Origin of the sequence: Variovorax sp. J2P1-31 (assembly GCF_030317215.1) — a bacterium.
Taxonomy (GTDB): domain Bacteria; phylum Pseudomonadota; class Gammaproteobacteria; order Burkholderiales; family Burkholderiaceae_C; genus Variovorax.
Genome location: NZ_JASZYA010000003.1, coordinates 949,466 through 967,983, shown reverse-complemented (window position 1 = coordinate 967,983; position 18,518 = coordinate 949,466). Strand labels below are relative to the sequence as shown.

The 18,518-nt window shown below is 68.6% G+C and carries 21 protein-coding genes; 7 read left to right on the top strand and 14 right to left on the bottom strand.

Translation table 11 applies throughout. The features are described from left to right. Positions 1 to 17: 17 nt before the first annotated feature. Genes flgF through flgB form a run of 5 tightly spaced genes read right to left on the bottom strand, consistent with a single transcriptional unit; the run spans position 18 to position 3,565 of the window. Complete coding sequence (gene flgF / locus QTI20_RS24335; RefSeq protein WP_286553676.1) at positions 18 to 755, bottom strand: flagellar basal-body rod protein FlgF; 738 nt, start codon at positions 753 to 755, stop codon at positions 18 to 20. Positions 756 to 786: 31 nt separating this feature from the next. Next, positions 787 to 2,004: a flagellar hook protein FlgE gene (flgE, locus tag QTI20_RS24330; RefSeq protein WP_183028330.1), complete on the bottom strand. Its 1,218-nt coding sequence runs from the start codon at positions 2,002 to 2,004 to the stop codon at positions 787 to 789. A gap of 31 nt (positions 2,005 to 2,035) precedes the next feature. Further along, positions 2,036 to 2,713, bottom strand: coding sequence for a flagellar hook assembly protein FlgD (locus QTI20_RS24325; protein WP_286553677.1), 678 nt, complete (start codon positions 2,711 to 2,713; stop codon positions 2,036 to 2,038). Positions 2,714 to 2,720: 7 nt separating this feature from the next. Next, positions 2,721 to 3,125 (bottom strand): flagellar basal body rod protein FlgC, encoded by a 405-nt coding sequence (flgC, locus tag QTI20_RS24320; RefSeq protein ID WP_219211236.1) that lies wholly within the window; start codon positions 3,123 to 3,125, stop codon positions 2,721 to 2,723. A 2-nt stretch (positions 3,126 to 3,127) separates the two neighbouring features. Further along, complete coding sequence (gene flgB / locus QTI20_RS24315; protein WP_286553681.1) at positions 3,128 to 3,565, bottom strand: flagellar basal body rod protein FlgB; 438 nt, start codon at positions 3,563 to 3,565, stop codon at positions 3,128 to 3,130. Between the two features lie 209 nt (positions 3,566 to 3,774). Here flgB and flgA point away from each other — a divergent pair, with 209 nt between their 5' ends. The 3 genes from flgA to QTI20_RS24300 all read left to right on the top strand — a co-directional run bounded on the left by flgA (position 3,775) and on the right by QTI20_RS24300 (position 5,298). After that, entirely contained in the window at positions 3,775 to 4,536 is a 762-nt protein-coding gene (gene flgA / locus QTI20_RS24310) for a flagellar basal body P-ring formation chaperone FlgA (protein WP_286553682.1), read from the top strand. 103 nt (positions 4,537 to 4,639) lie between these two features. Next, the gene (gene flgM, locus QTI20_RS24305) at positions 4,640 to 4,939 is read left to right on the top strand and encodes a flagellar biosynthesis anti-sigma factor FlgM (RefSeq protein ID WP_286553684.1); all 300 of its coding nucleotides are present in this window, start codon (positions 4,640 to 4,642) and stop codon (positions 4,937 to 4,939) included. Between the two features lie 2 nt (positions 4,940 to 4,941). Further along, positions 4,942 to 5,298 (top strand): hypothetical protein, encoded by a 357-nt coding sequence (locus QTI20_RS24300; protein ID WP_286553686.1) that lies wholly within the window; start codon positions 4,942 to 4,944, stop codon positions 5,296 to 5,298. A gap of 50 nt (positions 5,299 to 5,348) precedes the next feature. Here QTI20_RS24300 and QTI20_RS24295 read toward each other — a convergent pair whose 3' ends face one another. The 8 genes from QTI20_RS24295 to flhD all read right to left on the bottom strand — a co-directional run bounded on the left by QTI20_RS24295 (position 5,349) and on the right by flhD (position 13,745). Further along, entirely contained in the window at positions 5,349 to 6,074 is a 726-nt protein-coding gene (locus tag QTI20_RS24295; protein WP_286553688.1) for an RNA polymerase sigma factor FliA, read from the bottom strand. Positions 6,075 to 6,128: 54 nt separating this feature from the next. Next, positions 6,129 to 7,514 (bottom strand): flagellar biosynthesis GTPase FlhF, encoded by a 1,386-nt coding sequence (gene flhF / locus QTI20_RS24290; protein WP_286554806.1) that lies wholly within the window; start codon positions 7,512 to 7,514, stop codon positions 6,129 to 6,131. A 95-nt stretch (positions 7,515 to 7,609) separates the two neighbouring features. Beyond that, a complete protein-coding gene (gene flhA, locus QTI20_RS24285; protein ID WP_286553690.1) occupies positions 7,610 to 9,691 on the bottom strand; it encodes a flagellar biosynthesis protein FlhA in 2,082 nt (693 codons plus the stop codon). Then, positions 9,688 to 10,836, bottom strand: coding sequence for an EscU/YscU/HrcU family type III secretion system export apparatus switch protein (locus tag QTI20_RS24280; RefSeq protein ID WP_286553693.1), 1,149 nt, complete (start codon positions 10,834 to 10,836; stop codon positions 9,688 to 9,690). Before QTI20_RS24280 ends, flhA begins: the two co-directional genes overlap by 4 nt. A gap of 83 nt (positions 10,837 to 10,919) precedes the next feature. Then, positions 10,920 to 11,876 (bottom strand): flagellar motor protein MotB, encoded by a 957-nt coding sequence (gene motB, locus QTI20_RS24275; RefSeq protein ID WP_286553695.1) that lies wholly within the window; start codon positions 11,874 to 11,876, stop codon positions 10,920 to 10,922. 9 nt (positions 11,877 to 11,885) lie between these two features. After that, complete coding sequence (gene motA, locus QTI20_RS24270; RefSeq protein WP_286553697.1) at positions 11,886 to 12,743, bottom strand: flagellar motor stator protein MotA; 858 nt, start codon at positions 12,741 to 12,743, stop codon at positions 11,886 to 11,888. Positions 12,744 to 12,847: 104 nt separating this feature from the next. Next, entirely contained in the window at positions 12,848 to 13,384 is a 537-nt protein-coding gene (gene flhC / locus QTI20_RS24265) for a flagellar transcriptional regulator FlhC (protein WP_286553699.1), read from the bottom strand. 28 nt (positions 13,385 to 13,412) lie between these two features. Continuing rightward, positions 13,413 to 13,745: a flagellar transcriptional regulator FlhD gene (flhD, locus tag QTI20_RS24260; protein WP_183028342.1), complete on the bottom strand. Its 333-nt coding sequence runs from the start codon at positions 13,743 to 13,745 to the stop codon at positions 13,413 to 13,415. A gap of 561 nt (positions 13,746 to 14,306) precedes the next feature. On the opposite strand from flhD, the gene QTI20_RS24255 reads away from it, so the two are divergent. From QTI20_RS24255 to QTI20_RS24240, 4 genes are all read left to right on the top strand, one after another. Then, a complete protein-coding gene (locus QTI20_RS24255; RefSeq protein WP_286553701.1) occupies positions 14,307 to 15,467 on the top strand; it encodes a flagellin in 1,161 nt (386 codons plus the stop codon). Positions 15,468 to 15,590: 123 nt separating this feature from the next. After that, complete coding sequence (fliD, locus tag QTI20_RS24250; protein WP_286553702.1) at positions 15,591 to 17,024, top strand: flagellar filament capping protein FliD; 1,434 nt, start codon at positions 15,591 to 15,593, stop codon at positions 17,022 to 17,024. Between the two features lie 82 nt (positions 17,025 to 17,106). Further along, positions 17,107 to 17,520 (top strand): flagellar export chaperone FliS, encoded by a 414-nt coding sequence (fliS, locus tag QTI20_RS24245; protein WP_286553705.1) that lies wholly within the window; start codon positions 17,107 to 17,109, stop codon positions 17,518 to 17,520. Positions 17,521 to 17,552: 32 nt separating this feature from the next. Beyond that, complete coding sequence (locus QTI20_RS24240) at positions 17,553 to 17,852, top strand: flagellar protein FliT (RefSeq protein WP_183028346.1); 300 nt, start codon at positions 17,553 to 17,555, stop codon at positions 17,850 to 17,852. A 251-nt stretch (positions 17,853 to 18,103) separates the two neighbouring features. Here QTI20_RS24240 and fliE read toward each other — a convergent pair whose 3' ends face one another. Then, entirely contained in the window at positions 18,104 to 18,409 is a 306-nt protein-coding gene (gene fliE, locus QTI20_RS24235) for a flagellar hook-basal body complex protein FliE (RefSeq protein ID WP_183028347.1), read from the bottom strand. Positions 18,410 to 18,518 lie beyond the last annotated feature (109 nt).

Genomic DNA, 18,518 nt, shown 5'->3' with positions numbered 1-18,518 from the left:
CCTGGGTGCGCGGGCGGTCAGCCCACGTTGAGCAATTGGGCGGCCGACTTGTCCGAGGTCTCGGCGGTCTGCAAGAGACGCATCTGCTGCTCGAACTGGCGGGCGGCGGCGATCATCCCGACCATGGTCTCGATCGGGTTCACGTTCGAGCCCTCGAGCGCGCCGGTCTCCAGGCGCGCGGTGGCGTCGGTGGCCAGCGGGTTGAGCGAGGCGGTGCGGAACAGGCCGTCCTCGCTGCGCACGAGCCGGTCTTCGGCGGTGGCGCTGGCGAGCTTGATGCGGCCGATGGTGGAGGAGGGCGTGCCCGGCGTCTGCGCGCTCACCGTGCCGTCGCTGCCCACCGAGATGTCGGCGCCCGGCGGCACGTCGATCGGCGACCCGCCGTCGGACAGCACCATCAGGCCGCCGGTGGTGGTCAGCGTGCCCTCGGGCGAGATCTGGAAGGCGCCGGCGCGGGTGTAGGCCTCGGTGCCGTCGAGGCCCTGCACCGCGAACCAGGCGCTGCCCTGCGCCGCCATGTCGAGCGTGCGGCCGGTGCGCTGGATGGCGCCGGGCTTCTCGTCGTGGCCCGAGGTGGCTTCCAGCGCGAACACGCGCGTGGTCGCGCCGTCGCCGCGCAGCGGCACCGCGCGGAAGGTCGACAGCTCCGCGCGGAAACCCTGGGTCGATGCGTTCGCCAGGTTGTTGGCGAGCACGCTCTGCCGCTGGGCGGCCGCGCTGGCGCCGCTCATGGCGGTGTAGATCAGGTGGTCCATCGGGCGGCGTCCGTCGTCGTCTCGGCCGTGCTCAGCGCAGGTTCACCAGGGTCGACATCACCTGGTCCTGGGTCTTGATGGTCTGCGCGTTGGCCTGGTAGGCGCGCTGCGTGGTCATCATGTTGACCAGCTCGGCCGTCAGGTCGACGTTCGACTCTTCCAGCGCGCCGGAGCGCAGGTGGCCGAAGGTGCCTTCGCCCGGCGCGCCGCGCACCGGCTGGCCCGAGGCGAAGGTCTCGCTCCAGTAGCCCGAGCCCGTGGGCGCCAGGCCCTGGTCGTTGCGGAAGTTCACCAGCGCGAGCTGGCCGGCGGCCTGCGTCTGGCCGTTGGAGTAGGTGGCGGTGACGACGCCGTTGTCCTCGATCTTCATGCCCACCAGCTGGCCCGCGGTGTAGCCGTTCTGCTGCAGGTCGGCCACCGAGAAGCGCGCGTTCACCTGTGTCATCTTGCTCAGGTCGAGGGAGGCGGTGAAGGTCTGCGACGGGTCGTTGGGCGAGACCAGCGTGAGGTTCGGGATGGTCGAGTTCGCGAGGTCCAGGCTGCCGTCGGTCTTGAACTTGAGCTGGAAGGGCGTCGATGCCGAAGGCGCGCTGCCGTTGATGCTGGTGTAGACGTTCCACTCGTTGTTGGCCGTCTTCTGGAAGTACAGGCCCACCGGCACTTCCAGGCCTTGCGAATCGAAGGCCGTGAGCGAGGTGCCGTAGGTGGTGAGCGGTGTCGGCGGCGTGGCGGTGGAGGCGACCACGGCCGCGGCGTCGAGCGTGATCTCGGCCATCATCGAACTCGTCTGCTTGGCCGGGATCGGCGTGCCGGTGGGCAGGCGCAGCGGCTGCACGTCGAAGCTCTGGCGCACGCCGTTGGCGTTGGTCGGGTAGCCCATCAGCGCGGCGCCGCTGTTGGTGATGATGTTGCCTTCCTTGTCCAGCTTGAAGTTGCCGGCGCGGGTATAGGCGGTGGTGCCGTCGTTGTTGCGCACCTGGAAGAAGCCGCCGCCGTTGATGGCCACGTCGAGGTCGTTGCCCGTGATGCTCAGCGTGCCCTGCGAGAACTGCTGCGTCACCGCGCCCACCGACACGCCGAGGCCGACGTTGGTGCCGCCCAGGCTGCCGGCCGAGCTCGCGTAGATCTCGGAGAACTCGGCGCGCGAGGACTTCATGCCGGTGGTGCCGGCGTTGGCGATGTTGTGCCCGATCACGTCGAGGCTGCGGCTGGCCGCGTTCAGACCGGAAAGCGCTTGCTGAAAGCTCATGGGGAATGCTCCTGGAAATGAAGGGGCGCGTTCAGAGGACCGAACGCACGCTGGCGTACGGCTTGACGCCAGCCGCGAGCAGGGTGAGGGTGAGGCCGTCGGTGCCGCTGCCGACCGCGACCACCTTGTCGTGCATCAGCGCGGTGGCCTCGACGGTGGCCGAGCCGTTGGTGGCCACGACCTTGAAGTTGAGCTCGGTGTCTTCGGGGTACTTGCTGGCGTCGACGCTGAAGCCGTGCTGGCCGGCCTCGAGCGCGCCCAGCGACAGCGTGTCGATCACCTTGCCGCCCGGCGTGAGCACCTGCACCTCGACCTTGCTGGCCTTGCCCGCGAGCTCGATGGCGCCGATGCCGGTCTTGCCTTCGCTGTCGAAGGCCAGCTTGTTGCCTTCGATGAGCACGCCGTGGCCGACCAGGTTGCCGGCCTGCAGCACCTGCATCGCGCCCATCTGCGTCGACATGCTCTTCATCGTGTCGTTGAGCTGCTGGATGCCGGTGACCGTGTTGATCTGCGCGATCTGCGAGGTCATCTGCGCGTTGTCCATCGGGTTCATCGGGTCCTGGTTGCTCAGCTGCGCGACCAGCAGCTTGAGGAAGCGGTCCTGCGCCTCGGTCGAGCCGGTGGTGGTCAGCGACGAACCGTCGGCGCTGCTCGTGGGCTTGTAGGTGGCGGTGCCGGCGAGGCCGGAGGTGGCGGTGGTGGCGGTCATGGGGTGTTCACTGGCCGATCTGCAGCGTCTTGAGCAGCAGCGTCTTCGCCGTGTTCATGACTTCGACGTTGTTCTGGTACGAGCGCGAGGCGGAGATCATGTTGACCATCTCCTCCACCGCGTTCACGTTGGAGTGCGTCACGTAGCCCTGGGCATCGGCCATCGGATTGACCGGGTCGTGCACCTTGCGGCCGGGCGCCTGGTTCTCGGTGATCGCGTCGACGCGCACGCCGGGGGCGTTGTCCGCGCCCATGGCCACGGTCTGGAACACCACCTGGCGCGCCTTGTAGGGCTGGCCGTCGGGGCCGGCCACCGCATCGGCGTTGGCCAGGTTGCTGGCCACCACGTTGAGGCGCTGCGATTGCGCGCTCACCGCGCTGCCCGAAATCCCGAAGATGGAGAACATCGACATGGTCATTGACCCTGGATGGCCGCCAGCATGGTCTTGCCGTGGCCGTTGATGAAGCGCAGCGTGGCTTCGTAGCGCACCGCGTTGTCGGCGAAGGCGGCGCGTTCGCGGTCGAGGTCCACGCTGTTGCCGTCCATCGTGGGCTGGGTCTGCACCGCGTAGTCGCGCGGCAGGCTGCTGCCGCCGAGCGAGGCGCTGCTGCCCGGGTTGGCGCCCAGCGGGATGTGGCGCGCGTCGCTGCGGCCGCTGGCCAGGGCCGGGCCGGCCACGCCGGCCGAAGGGCCGGTGGCGTCCTTGAGCGCATCCGCGAAGGCGAAGTCGCGCGCCGCGTAGCCGGGCGTGTCGGCGTTGGCGATGTTGCCGGCGATGGCGCGCTGGCGTTCGGCGCGCAGCACCAGGGCCTTCGAATGGAAGTCCAGCGTGTTCGTCAGTTTGTCCAGCATGTAGTGGTCCTCGCCATCGCAAAGGGCCCGATCCGGGCCGTGCGGAAATTGTGAAAGCCCGGGCGGTGCGGGAAGGGCCGAGAAAAGGGGGGATTCGCGGCCTGTTCCCGGCTTAGTCCGGGGCCGCTCTGCCTACAGTTGCCTGCACTTCGATCCGTGGTCGCCTGTCCGTCGCCTTCCACATCAACGGCTGTGCCGGGAGCCCTTCCATGCCTTTGTCCTCGCCTTCCATTTCCTCGCTGCGCGCGCGCGTGCAGTGCGGCCTGCTGGCGGCTACGCTGTGCATCGCGCTGCCCGCCGCGGCCCAGCAGGCGCCCTCGGACGGCGCCGTCGTCGGCCCCGAGTTCGTGGCCAGCACCCAGCACTGGCTGGACGAGGCGGTTGCCAAGGCGCAGGCCGGCAACCCCGCGCCGCTGCGCATGGAAGTGAGCATTGGCTCGCTCGATTCGCGCTTGCGGCTCGCGCCCTGCTCGCGCGTCGAGCCCTATGTGCCGGTGGGCGTGCGGCTCTGGGGCCGCGGCCGGTTGGGCCTGCGCTGCGTCGAGGGCGGCGGCCGCTGGAACGTGTTCCTGCCGCTGACCGTCAAGGCCTTCGGTCCGGCCTGGGTGCTGCGCGACAACGTGCTGGCCGGCGCCGTGCTGACCGAGGCCGATGCGGTCGAGGAGGAGGTCGACTGGGCCGCCGAGCTCTCGCCCGTGGTGGCCGATCCGGCCCAGTGGGTCGGCACGGTCGCCAGCCGCGCGCTGGTCGCGGGCCAGCCGATCCGCCAGTCGATGGTCAAGGCCGCGCAGGCCTTCCAGGCCGGCTCCCAGGTGCGGGTGGTGGCGCAGGGGCCGGGCTTCGAGATCAGTTCCGACGCCCAGGCGCTGGCCGCGGGCGTGGTCGGGCAGCCGGTGCGCGTTCGCATGGAGAATGGCCGGATCACGCAGGGCGTGGTGCTGGACACGCGCACCGTGCGGCTGGCCATGTAGGGGCCATCTTTACAAAAGACCGCCGCAAAAAGAATTCAAGTTTCCATCCGCCCCGCCGAAACCCATGGAACGACCCCGCCGAATGGGGTCACTGGAGTCAGCGATGAAGATCAATCCACTGAACGATGCCGCGCTGGCGGCAGCCGCCCTCGGCGCCGCCCGGCCCGAGCGCTCGGCCGCAGGCGTGGGCACCCAGGGCGCCACCGGCGCGGGCGTGCCCGTCACCGTGTCGGCCGCCGCGCGTTCGCTGGAAGTGACCTCCGCCGGCAGCGGGATCGACGAAGCCAAGGTGGCGGCCGTCAAGGCGGCCATCGCCAACGGCAGCTTCACCGTGAACCCCGGTGCCATCGCCGACAAGCTCCTGGCCAATGCCCAGGAAGTCCTGAGCCGCACCCGGAGCTGAGCATGCCCGACACCCGTGAATCCGTGGAACTGCTGCTGAGCGACGTCGAACAGCAGCTCGACGCCGTCGATGCCGCGCTGCTCGACAGCGATCCTTCGCGCATGGGCGAGCTCTGCGCCGGCGTGCGCCGCGCGGCGATCGCCTTCTCGGGCGCGCTGCAGGCCGCGCTCTCGGCCGAGGCCTTCGACGCCGGCTTCCGCGGCCGCATCGAGGCCGTGGCCCGCCGCCTGGCGCTGCAGCGCGAGGGCCTGGCGCGCCGCAGCGCGTCGGTCGACCGTTTGCTGGCTTCGCTGGTGCGTCCGGCGCCGAGCCCCACCTATTCGATGCCCAACGCGCGAGGCATGGCACTGGGCCACTGAACGCAGCGACGATCTTCCGATCGTCGTCCGAGGGCCTCGCCCCCATGTTTTCAGTGGGATCGCATCTTGGCGCGCAGCCGTGCGATGGACTGGCTGTGCAGCTGGCACACGCGCGATTCGGTCACGCCCAGCACCGCCGCGATCTCCTTGAGGTTCATGTCCTGCTCGTAGTACATGCCCATGATGAAGCGCTCGCGCTCGGGCAAGGCCTCGATGGCCGCCACCAGCGCGGCGCGCAGGCGCTGGTCCTTGAGCAGGCTCAGCGGATCGGCCTCGGCGTCGGCCACGTTGGCGTGGCGCTCGAGAAAGCCTTCGTCGTCGCCGTCGGTGCCGCCGCCCATGTCCTCCAGGTACACCAGCTGCGTGCCGCGCACCCGCCCCAGCAGCGACTGGTAATCGGCCAGCGGCATCTTGAGTTCGGCCGCGATCTCGGACTCGGCCGGCGCGCGGCCCAGCCGGTGCTCGAGCCGGTGCACCGCCTTCTCGATGTCCTTCTGGCTCTTGCGCGAGCCGCGTGAGAGCCAGTCGCCCTCGCGCAGCTCGTCGAGCATCGCGCCGCGGATGCGCTGGGTGGCGAAGGTCTCGAACTGCACGCCCTGGCTGGCCTCGTAGCGCGACAGCGCATCGGCCAGGCCGATCATGCCGACCTGGATCAGATCGTCGACCTCCACGTTGGGCGGCAGCTTGGCGATCATGTGATGCGCCAGCCGCTGCACCAGCGGCACGTATTGCTTGATCAGCGCATCCCGGTCGAGATGGCCGCGTGGTGTGTACATCTGTGCAGAAAAAGTGGCTGCATGCATGGTCGTTTCAGCTCCGGGCCGCGGGCCTCAGACGGCGCATGCGGCAGGCGAGAAGAAGAAGTCCATGTCGGCGGTGCGCGGGTCGAAGGGCGAGCGCTGCGCCGCGCGCATCGAGCTGCGCACCAGCGCCTCGGCGTCGGGCGCCTGCCAGTCCTCGGGAATGCGCTGGCCGTCGCCCACGCCGCGCAGCTGGAACTGGTGGCGGATCAGCACGTCGAGCGCCGGGCCCAGCTTGGAGGCTTCGTCGATCTTGGTCAGCACCGCCTGCTGCGTGCCGCCCGGCTTGAAGGCGGTCGCGATGTCGTCCAGCGTGTCGCCGTGCGCGCCGGCGTTGAGCACCAGCACGCGCTGGATCGCGGGCAGGTCCAGCAGGTCCAGCAGCTCGCGGCGGCGCAGGTCGCGCGGCGAGATGCCGGCGGTGTCGATCAGCACCAGGCGCTTGCCCGACAGCAGGTCCAGCATCTCCTGCAGCGCGGGGCGGTCGTGCGCGAGGTGCGCCACCACGCCCAGGCCGCGGCCGTAGGCGCGCAGCTGCTCGTGCGCGCCGGCGCGGTGCGTGTCGAGCGTGATCAGGCCGACGCTGGCCGTGCCGTGCTGGCGCGCGCACTGCGCGGCCAGCTTGGCGATGGTGGTGGTCTTGCCGACGCCGGTGGCGCCGATCAGCGCGAACACGCCGCCTTCCTCGGGAATCGTCGGTGCATCGGCCACGATGGGCAGCATGCGCTGCAGCGCGTCCATCACCGCGCGCACCGTGTCGCCGACGTCGATGCCGCAAGGGATGGGCTCGAGCACCGTGCGCGCCAGGGTGGGCGAGTAGCCCGCGCGCACCAGCTTGAGCATCAGGTTCGAATGGATCGGGTCCTGCCGCGCCTGGCCCAGCCAGGCCAGCGTGTTGAAGCGCTCTTCCATCAGCCGCTTGAGGCCGTCGAGTTCGTCGAGCACGGCGCGCGAGGTGTCGGGGGCCGCCTGAGCCGCGACCGGCGCGGCGGGCACCTCGATCGGCGCCGGCGCGGCCACGGCCACCGGTGCGGCGATGGCGGCACGCGGCGCGGGCAAGGGCTTGTCTTCGCGCGGCACGGCGGCCGGCGCCGGCTGGCCGTGCTGGCGGCGCAGCATGCGCTCGCGCACATAGTCCTGGAAGGACAGCGTGCTCATCGCCAGCTGTTCGACATCGGCCTGCACGCCGTCTTCCACGACCGGCGCGGGCGCGGCCTCGGGCGGGGCCGCGGCTTCGGCCACCGGCGCCTCGGGCGCCGTCTCCAGCGGTGCCAGCGCCTCTTCGGTCGCGGCCATCACCTCGACGCCGGTCGGCACCTGGCGGTTCGACAGGATCAGCGTCGCGTCGCCGAAGGCGGCGCGCGCCAGGGCCAGGGCCTCGCGGGCGGTCGGGGCGTGGAAACGCTGGATGTTCATGCGGCTCATGGAAAGGTCCTCCGTGCGGCGCTCTGCGGCGCCAGCGGTCTGCAAAGCTTGCGTGTCGGTGCGCTCGGGCGCGGTGTTCATGGCGCTCATGCGCCGGCGCCGCGCAGGATCGGGCCGATGCGGATCGTGTGGGTTTCAGGGATCTCGCTGTGCGCCAGCACCTGCAGCCGCGGCGCCGCGCGCTTGACCAGGCGCGCGATGGTGCTGCGGATCGCGTCGGGCACCAGCAGGCAGGCGGGCACGCCTTTCTCTTCCTGCTTGAGCGCCACCTCGGCCGCGGTGCGCGTGAAGACTTCGGCCACGCCCGGATCGAGCGAGGGCGCCTGCGCATTGCCCAGGGCCTGCATCAGGAGCCGCTCGAAGCCGGGCTCGATCGCGATCACGTCGAGCTCCTTCACCGGGCCGTAGATCTGCTGCACGATGGCCGGTGCCAGCGCGGTGCGCACGCGGCGCGCGAGCTCCTGCGGGTCGGTGGTGCTGCCCGCATGCTCGGCCAGCGTCTCGACGATGGTGCGGATGTCGCGGATGTTCACGGATTCGTCCAGCAGCAGCTGCAGCACCTTCTGGAAGGTGGCGATCGGCACCAGCTTGGGCACGACTTCCTCGATCAGTTTGGGCGCCAGCTTGCTCACGTGTTCCACCAGTTGTTGGGTCTCGGTGCGGCTCAGCAAGCGCGCGGCCTGCACCTGCATCAAATGTGACAGGTGGGTCGCCATCACGGTCTCCGAATCAACGACCGTGAAACCGCCCATTTGTGCGGCTTCCTTCTGGCGTTCCTCGATCCAGTGCGCCGGCAGGCCGAAGGCCGGGTCGGTGGTGGGCGTGCCGATCAGCGGCGTGGTCAGGCCGCCCGGATTGATCGCCAGGTACATGCCCGGAAAGGCCTCGCCCTCGGCCACCACCACGCCGCGCAATGTCACGCGGTAGCCGCTGGGCTTGAGCTCGAGGTTGTCGCGCACGTGCACCGCCGGCGGCAGGAAGCCCACCTCCTGCGCGAACTTGCGGCGCACGCCCTTGATGCGCGTGAGCAGGTCGCCCTGGCGGTTCTTGTCGACCAGCGCGATCAGGCGGTAGCCCAGCTCCAGGCCCAGCAGGTCGACCGGCTGCAGGTCGTCCCAGGTGGCTTCGGCATCGGGCGCGGGCGCCGCGTGGACCGTCGCGGCCTCGACCGGCGCGGGCCGGCGGTGGATGCTCCAGGCACCGTAGCCCAGCAGTGCGGCCATGCCCAGGAACACCACGTGCGGCATGCCCGGCACGATGCCCAGCAGGCCGAGGATGCCGGCCGTCAGGCCCAGCACGCGCGGCGAGGTCAGCAGCTGCTGCACGATCTGCTTGCCCACGTCTTCCTCGCGGCCCACGCGCGAGATCACCATCGCCGCGGCCACCGAGATCAGCAGGCCGGGGATCTGCGCCACCAGCGCGTCGCCCACCGCCAGCAGCACGTAGGTGTCGGCCGCCTTGCCCGGCGACAGGCCGTGCTGCAGCACGCCGATGGCGAAGCCGCCCACGATGCTGATGACCAGGATCAGGATGCCGGCGATGGCGTCGCCGCGCACGAACTTCGAGGCGCCGTCCATCGAGCCGAAGAAGTTGGCTTCCTCCGCCACTTCGGCGCGCCGGCGGCGGGCTTCCTTCTCGTCGATGTTGCCCGAGTTGAGGTCGGCATCGACCGCCATCTGCTTGCCGGGCATCGCATCGAGCGTGAAGCGGGCCGACACCTCGGCGATGCGCTCCGAGCCCTTGGTCACGACCACGAAGTTGATCACCACCAGGATCGCGAACACGATCAGGCCGACCGCGAAGTTGCCGCCGATCAGGAAGTGGCCGAAGGCCTCGATCACCGCGCCGGCCGCGCCCGGGCCGGTGTGGCCCTCGAGCAGCACCACGCGGGTGGAGGCCACGTTGAGCGACAGCCGCATCAGGGTGGTCAGCAGCAGCACGCTGGGGAAGGCCGCGAAGTCCAGCGGCCGCACCATGTAGGCCGCGACCATCATCACCATCAGCGCGACCGCGATGTTGAGCGTGAAGAAGCCGTCGAGCAGCCAGGGCGGAATCGGCAGCACCATCAGCGCCAGGATCGCGATCACCAGCAGCGGTGCGGCGGCGCGCTGGAACATGCCGCCGTTCGTGCCCAGCCAGTGGCGGGCGGAGGCGAGGGTCGGGGTCATGGGGCGGGCTTCTTCTTGTTCAGCGGATCGAGTTCGGGCGGCACCTCGGGGTCGGGCACGGCCTTGGGCATCGGGCCTTCACCGCGCAGCGCGGCCTTGAGGCGGTAGACATAGGCCAGCACCTGCGCCACCGCGGTGAAAAGGCTGGCCGGAATGGCCTGGTCGATCTCGGCATGCGCGTACAGCGCACGCGCCAGCATGGGCGACTGCACCACCGGAATCTTGTGTTCGTTGGCGATCTCGCGGATCTTCATGGCCAGCACGTCGGCGCCCTTGGAGATCACCTGCGGCGCGCTCATCGTCGCCTCGTCGTAGCGCAGCGCCACCGCGAAGTGGGTCGGGTTCATCAGGATGAAGTCGGCGCGCGGCACGGCCGTGATGCTGGCGCGCTGCGAGATCTCGCGCGCGGTGCTGCGCTGGCGGCCCTTGGTGTGCGGGTCGCCGTCGGATTCCTTGTGCTCCTGCTTGATCTCCTGGTGCGACATCTTGAGCTTGGCGCGGTGGAAGAAGGCCTGCAGCGGCACGTCGACCACCGCGGTCGCGAACACCACCAGCAGCACCAGGCTCAGGCCCGAGACCAGCCAGTCGCCCAGCGCGCGCAGCGCCGAGGGCGAGGGCTGCAGCACCAGCCGCGCGATGGTGTCGAGCGAGTGGCTGATGAACAGCCAGCCCACGAAGGCCATCAGCGCCGAGAGGAACACCAGCTTGGCGACGTTGAACAGCTGCTGCTTGGTGAACAGGTTGGACAGGCCCGAGAGCGGGTTCAGCCGGTTGAAGTCCGGCGTGATCGATTTGGTGCTGGCCACCCAGCCGCCCGCGGCGATCGCGCTCACCACCGCGGCCGTGACCACGATGGCCGCGAAGGCGGTGCACAGCAGCAGGCCCAGGCCGGCGAAGCTGCCCAGGCGCTGGAGCATCGCGCCGGGCTCGGTCAGCGTCGCGTGGTCGAACACCAGCGCCAGCGCCAGCGCCGCGCGCAGCTGCTCGAAGCCCGTGGGCGCCAGCAGCAGCAGGGCCACCGCGCCGGTGCCCACCACCGCCAGGTGCGAGAGGTCGCGCGAGCGCGCGGCCTGGCCGTCTTTGCGCGCCTGGTCCAGCTTGCGCTGGGTGGCGGGGAGTTGGCGGTCCTGGCTGCTGGATTCCATGGCGGTGCGTCGTGCGTTGCCAGGGATTGTCCGCAGCGCAGGCGGAATCTAAAGCGCGATAAGGCGGGGGAAAGCGGCGTGTTTCACTGCGCCGCGGGCGTCTTCGCGTCGCGTGCGATCTGTTCCTGGATCGCCTTCACCGCGTCGTTGCCTTCGATGCGCCCGCCGCCGAACAGCCGCGACTCGGCCTCGCGCGTGAGCACCGTCACGCTGATGCGGCGGTTGATGGGCGCGAGCTTGTTGTCCTTGTCGAGCAGGTCGCTGGCCGCGAGGCCCACCACGCGCACCAGCTTGTCGTCGGGCATGCCCGCGCCCACCAGCTCGCGCCGCGAGGCGTTGGCGCGGTCGGCCGAGAGCTCCCAGTTGCCGTAGCCGCGGTCGCCGTTGCCGTAGGGGGCGGCGTCGGTGTGGCCGGCCAGGCTCACGCGGTTCTCGATGCCGTTGAGCGCGGTGCCGATCGCGTGGAGGATGTCGCGCATGTAGGGCTTCACCAGCGCGCTGCCGCTGTCGAACATCGGCCGGTTCTGCTCGTCGACGATCTGGATCTCCAGCCCGTCGACCGTGACCTGCAGCCGGATCTGCGAGCGGTAGTCGCGCAGCTTGGGGTTGGCCTCGATCAGCGCCTCGATCTTGGCGCGCAGCGCCGTCATGCGGCGCGCGTCCTGGCGCGCCTGCTCGATCTTCTGGCTGTCCTGCGCCAGGGTGGAGGTCTGCTTGCCCGGCGCGTCCGACTGCTTGACCTGGCCGTTGGTGCGCGTCAGGTCCTTGCCGCCGCCGGTCACGATGCTCGAACTGCTGCCCGAACCCGGGCCGCCGGCCATCTCGACCTTGAGCGGCGAATGGAAGTACGAGGCGATGCCCTGCAGGTCGCCCTTGGCCGTCGAGCCCAGCAGCCACATCAGCAGGAAGAAGGCCATCATCGCGGTCACGAAGTCCGCGTACGCGATCTTCCAGGCGCCGCCATGGTGGCCGTGCGAGACCTTCTTGACCCGCTTGATGATGATGGGCTGCAGCTTCTTGCTGCCTTGCGACGTCGCCATGTCAGGTCATCACTTCTTTTTGACGTACGTTTCCAGCTCGGTGAAGCTGGGGCGCTCCGTCGTGAACAGCACCTTGCGCCCGAACTCGATCGCGGTCGTCGGGTTGTAGCCCTGCATGCTCGCGAGCAGCGTGCTCTTGATGCACTGCAGTTCCTTGGTGCCGTCCTCGGCCTTCTGCTCGAGCAGGCCGCCCAGCGGCTCGACGATGCCGTAGGCCAGCAGGATGCCCAGGAAGGTGCCGACCAGCGCCGAGCCGATCATCGCGCCCAGCACCGCGGGCGGCTGGCCCACCGAGCCCATGGTGTTGACCACGCCCAGCACGGCCGCCACGATGCCGAAGGCCGGCAGGCCGCCGGCCAGGCGCGCGATGGCGGCCACCGGCGCATGCGATTCGGCGTGGTGGGTTTCGATCTCGCTTTCCATCAGCGACTCGATCTCGTGCGCGTTGAGGTTGCCCGACACCATCATGCGCAGGTAGTCGGTCATGAACTCGACGATGTGGTGGTCGCTGCCCAGCTTCGGGTACTTCTGGAACAGCGGCGATTCGGCCGGCGACTCGACGTCCTTCTCGATCGACATCAGGCCGTCCTTGCGCGCCTTCTGCAGGATGTCGTAGAGCAGCGCCATCAGCTCGAGGTAGCGCGCCTTGGTGTACTTCGAACCCTTGAAGGCATGCGGCAGCATCTTCAGCGTGCCCTTGAGCACCTTGGGCTGGTTGTTCACCACGAAGGCGCCGAGGGCGCCGCCGCCGATCACCATCAGCTCGATCGGCAGGGCGTGCAGCACCACGTCGATGTTGCCCCCGTGGATGATGTATCCACCGAAGATGCAGCCGAGGGCGACGAGGTAACCGATGATGACGAACATGGCGCGGTCTGGGATTCAATGGCCCCCATTGGGCCTGGGGAAGCGGGTGGACGGTCCATGAATAAGGGCCCTCGAAGGGCCCTTATTCCTTTCTTAGCGGCGCCTCACTGAAGCGGCGCGCTGGCGGCGGCACCCTTGCCGGCGCGCGCCGGCGGCTCGCACAGGCCGCACACGAAGTGGCGCGTGTTCTCGTAGGGCTCGGTCACGAAGTGGCCGCCGCACTTGGAGCAGGGCGTCATCGCGAGCATCTTGTTCTCCATGAAGCGCACCAGGCGCCAGGCGCGCGTGATCGACAGCTGCGGCTCGAGCCCGCAGGTCTGGATCTGCTCGGTGTAGAGCTGGAAGGCCTTGATCAGCGCGTCGATGGGCTCGAGCGGGCTGGTCTTCATCAGGTGCGTGTAGATGTTCTGGAACAGCGAGGCATGGATGTTCGGCTGCCAGGTCAGGAACCAGTCGGTCGAGAAGGGCAGCTGGCCCTTCGACGGCGACTTGCCCGCGACTTCCTTGTAGAGGCGCAGCAGGCGTTCGTAGGAAAGCTCGGTCTCGCTTTCCAGCACCTGCAGGCGGGCGCCCATCTCGATCAGGCTGACGGCGCGCTCGATCTGGCGCGACTCGTTGCGAATGCTCTTTTGCGTGGCCATGTGCGCGGCGTCTTGTTCCCGGATTTCTTCAGAACGCCGTCTCGGCGAAGCGGCTCGACATCAGGATGCTGGCGTGCAGCCGCGTGGTCGATTCGTTGACCGTGCGCGTGGCCACGGTCTGGTTGGTGAGCAGGTTCCACACCATGTCGTCGCCGGCGCGGAAACGGCACAGCAGCATGGTGTCGGAGGCCAGCTTCATGACCTGCGCCGGCGACAGCATCTCGATCAGCTCGGCGGATTCTTCCGAGATGCCGAGCCGGAACAGGGCCTGGGCCTTGTCCTGCCGGATCAGGTTCTGCGCCAGCATCAGGTAGGTGAGGTTGGCTTCCTTGATTTCCGCCAGCATCTGTTCGCTCGTCATCTGCATCCCTTTTCAGGCCCGGGGCCCAGTCATTCGATGGGCTCGATTCTGGAGGGAGTAACAAAATCTTTAATAGGTAAATTTCTGTAAACAGATGTTTTTTCGCTGACAGCTTTGCAGGGCAAATTCCTACATCGGAAGTATCCATTTCCCTCTTTTAAACGCTAAAGAACTACTTTTCTTCGGCCGGTAAAAAAGCGAACGTAATCCTAGGTATTCATTATTTTCCCACTGGCGCGGCCGTCCCGCAGGGCGGTTGTGCGGCGGTCTGGGCGGTGCCACGCTGTTTTTCGTGGCTTTGTTACAGCCCCTCGGCGAGTTGTTGCGCACCGCCAACGACCACCGCCGGGCACCGGGCGGGGGGCTTTCGGTGCCCTCGATGCCGCTCCGCGGATTTCTTGAGGGTGCGATGCAAAAAATAAAAGCCTCAAGCGCGGGCCTCAAGCACCCGAAAACCACCCATCGGGCCACACAACGCGGTTCGACCGGCGGCCAGTGTCATCGACTGGCATTGGCAGCGATGCCGCAACTCAACGTTCTTCTTCTTCAGGAGTTTCCATCATGGCTTCGATCATCAACACCAACCTCAGCTCCCTCAACGCCCAGCGCAACCTGATGAGCAGCCAGAACTCGCTGGCCACCTCGATGCAGCGCCTATCCTCGGGCCTGCGCATCAACAGCGCCAAGGACGATGCCGCCGGCCTTGCCATCTCGGAACGCATGACCGCGCAGATCAAGGGCCTGACCCAGGCCGGCCGCAACGCCAACGACGGCATCTCGCTGGCGCAGACCGCTGAAGGCGCGCTCAGCACCATCGGCAACAACCTGCAGCGCATCCGCGAACTGGCGGTGCAATCGCGCAACGCCACGAACTCGACCGACGACCGCGCCGCGCTGCAGAAGGAAGTGATCCAGCTCAAGAGCGAAATCGACCGCGTGGCGACGCAGACCTCGTTCAACGGCACCAAGCTGCTGGACGGCAGCTTCACCGCCCAGACCTTCCAGGTCGGCGCGAACCAGGGCGAGACCATCTCCATCGCCGGCATCGCCAACTCGACCACCGCCAGCCTCGGCAGCTGGACCTCGGGCGCCACGACGACCTACACGCAGACCACCGCTTCGGCCACCGCCACCGTGCCCGGCAGCTCGTTCTCGATGTCGATCAATGGTGTGAACATCGCCGCACCGGGCCAGGCCGATGCCGCCGGCGCCGCCACCGCGCTCAAGACCTACTTCGATGCCGCCAAGGCAGCCAACCCCAGCGCACTGGCCAACGTCTCGATGGCCGCCGACGGCAAGATCACCTCGACCGACGCGACGCTGACGATCTCCAACCTGGTCAACATCGGCGGCGTGACCGCCGGCACCACCAACGGCGCGGCCACCGTGGTGGCCGGCACGGCCCAGACCGGCATCGGCGGCGTGGACATCTCGACCCAGGCCGGCGCCGACAACGCGCTGCTGGCCATGGACGCCGCGCTCAAGTCGATCAACTCCTCGCGCGCCGACCTGGGTGCCATCCAGAACCGCTTCGAATCGGTGGTGTCGAACCTCGCGACCACGGCGGAAAACCTGACCGCCTCGCGCAGCCGCATCCAGGACGCCGACTTCGCGGCCGAAACCGCCAACCTGTCGCGCTCGCAGATCCTGCAGCAGGCCGGCACCGCGATGGTGGCCCAGGCCAACCAGCTGCCGCAGACCGTGATGTCGCTGCTGCGCTGATCGATCGCCGATAAGGCGTGAACAGGGGGCTCTTCGCGGGCTTCCTGAGCGCTTCACTCCAGGGCGGCGAACGGACAATTCCGTTCGCCGCCTTTTCGCTTGGCGCGTACACGGAGAAAACCAATGGCATCCATCACGTCGACAGGCCTGGGCAGCGGGCTCGATGTCGAGAAGATCATCACGGACCTGATGGCGCTCGAGAAGAAGCCGCTGACCTCGCTGCAGACCAAGGCCAGCACGATCGACAGCAAGATCTCGGCCTTCGGTTCGGTGAAGTCTCAGCTCTCGACGCTGTCCGACGCGGTGACGGCCTTGTCGAAGGCCTCGACCTGGACCGCCAAGACGGTCAGCTCCAGCAATGCCGCGGCCGTGTCGGCCACGGTGGCCAACGGCACCAACGCGTCGGTGAGCTCGTTCAGCGTGACGGTGTCGAAGCTGGCGCGCACGCAATCGATCTCCTCGGCGCCGGTGGCCAATGGCGCGACCGTGGGCAGCGGCACGCTGAGCTTCTCGGTCGGCACCTGGAGCGAGGGCGCCACGCCGGCCTTCACGCAGGGCGCGGCCGCCACGGTGGCGGTCGAGATCGCCGCCACCGACACGATGGCCGACATCGCCTCCAAGATCAACAAGGCCGGTGCCGGCGTGACCGCGACCGTGCTCAAGGACATCTCGGGCGACCGGCTCATGATGCGTTCCAGCGTCACCGGCGAGGCCGCGGGCTTCCGCGTGACGGCCAGCGGCGACAGCGCCGGCCTCGACGGGCTCGTCTTCGACAACCCGGCTGCCGGCGCCGGCATGGCGGCCAACCCCATCCAGTACGGCCAGAACGCCAGGGCCGCGATCAACGGTGTCGAAATCGAGTCGGCCAGCAACACGCTGGACGAAACCCTGCCGGGCCTGACGCTCACGCTGTCGCAGGTCACGACCGGGCCGGTGGAGATCACGGCCACCAGCGACACCAGCGGCATGCGCACCGCGATCAACACCTTCGTCACCGCGTACAACGCGATGAACCAGATGCTCAACAGCGCCACCAAGTACGACGCGACGACCAAGACCGCCGCGCTGCTCCAGGGCGATGCCACCACCACCGGCCTGCAGGCCGCGCTGCGCAGCCTGGTCGGCGCGCCCTCGGGCAGCGGCGCGCTGCAGTACCTGTCGGACGCGGGCGTGTCCATCGCGCGCGACGGCGCGGGCAACCTCGCGGTCGATACCGCCAGGCTCGACAAGGCGCTCAAGAACCCCGACGCCCTGAAGCAGTTCTTCGCCGCCGAAGCCGGTGCCGACCCCGCCGCCACCGGCTTCGCCACGCGCCTCGCGGCCTTCACGCAGGCCGCCATCGGCGCCGACGGCGTGCTGACCGGCAAGACCGAGGCGCTCGACCTGCTGAAGAAGGCCAACACCAAGGACCAGGAGCGCGTGAGCGACCGGCTGAGCCTGACCGAGACGCGGCTGCGCAAGCAGTACACCGCGCTCGACACCCAGATGAGCAAGATGACCGCGCTCAACACCTACGTGGCGCAGCAGATCGCGCAATGGAACAAGTCCACCGGCTGAAAGGCGGGAAAAGACAAAAGGCCGTTGATTTTCCTCGCCCGATGCCGATAACAAAGACAAGAACCGCAAAGGACACCTCGTCATGTACACCCCTCCCCACCTCCGCGCAGCCTCGGCCTACAAGACGGTCGGCGCCCAATCCAGCGTCGACGGTGCCGACGCGCATCAGCTCATCGTGCTGGTGTTCGACGGCCTGCTGCAGGCCGTCAACGCGGCACGCGGCGCGCTGACGCGCGGCGAGGTGGCGCTCAAGGGCGAGCAGATCCAGCGCGCGGTGCGCCTGCTCGAGGAAGGCCTCAAGGGCGGCCTGGACATGGCGCGCGGCGGCGAACTGGCCCGCCAGCTGCGTGCGCTGTACGACTACTGCATCGAGCGCCTGACCCAGGCCAACCTGCGCAACGACGGCGAGGCATTGGCCGAAGTCGTGCGCCTTGTCACGCCGGTCGCCGAGGGTTGGAAGGAAATGGGTCGTCTGCGCAGCGTCCAGCCGGCATGATCCGGGTGCAGCTTCGCACGGAGTCTTTTGTCATGCAGGACCGCTTGCTCAACTACTACACGGCCATCGAGGAGGCGAGCCGCCAGATGCTCGAGGCCGCGCGCCGCGAGGACTGGGATGCGGTCGTGCGCTGCGAAGGCGTCTGTGCGGTGCTGATCGAGCAGCTGCGCTTCAAGGCCCGCACCGAAGAACTCCCCCGCGAAGACCGCGCCGAGAAGATGCGCGTGATGCAACGCATCCTGCGCCACGACGCCGAGATCCGCACCCTGGCCGAACCCTGGCTGTCGCAGTTCGACCAGCTGCTGGACGGCAAGCTGCAGGTCATCCACTGAGCAAGGACCCAGCAGCCAACGACAAAGGGCGCCACGAGGCGCCCTTGTCGTTTCCAGCAGCGCTTCCAGCGCCCTCTGTTCGTGAGACACCGCAGAACCGGCTTCGCCGGGCTGCTGGTGTCGCCCCCGGAAGGGGGAAGGCGAAGCGACACGCAGTGCGCGAGCCTCGGGGGAGAGCCAAGTGCTTCGGCTCTGCCGGGCCGTCGGTGTCGCCCCCCTGGGGGGGAGGCGCCGAAGGCGCTTCGGGGGGGTCAGACTTGCATGTTCATGATGTCGGAGTAAGCCTGCACCATCCGGTTGCGCACATGCAGCGTGGCCTGGAAGCCGATCTGGGCCTTCTGGATCGCGACCATGGTCTCCTCCAGGCTCACGGCCGGGTTCTCCATCTGCACCTCGCGCTGCAGCCGCGTGGCCTCGTTCTGCGAGGCGCTGACGGCGTTGAGCGCGCCCGACAGCGCACCGGCGAAGCCGCTGTCCTGCGGGGACTGCGCGGCGCGGGCCGGGCCGGCCGGGCGGGCGGTGATCGGGGCGGTGACGGGAGAGAGGCGGAGGTCCATGGGCTGAATGCTAGGGCGGCACGGCGCGGGCGATCGCCGGGAAATGGGTGGGAAAGCAGCGCTTTATCGGCCTTATGTTTCGGGGGGTGGCCCGAATAATCGGCAGCGG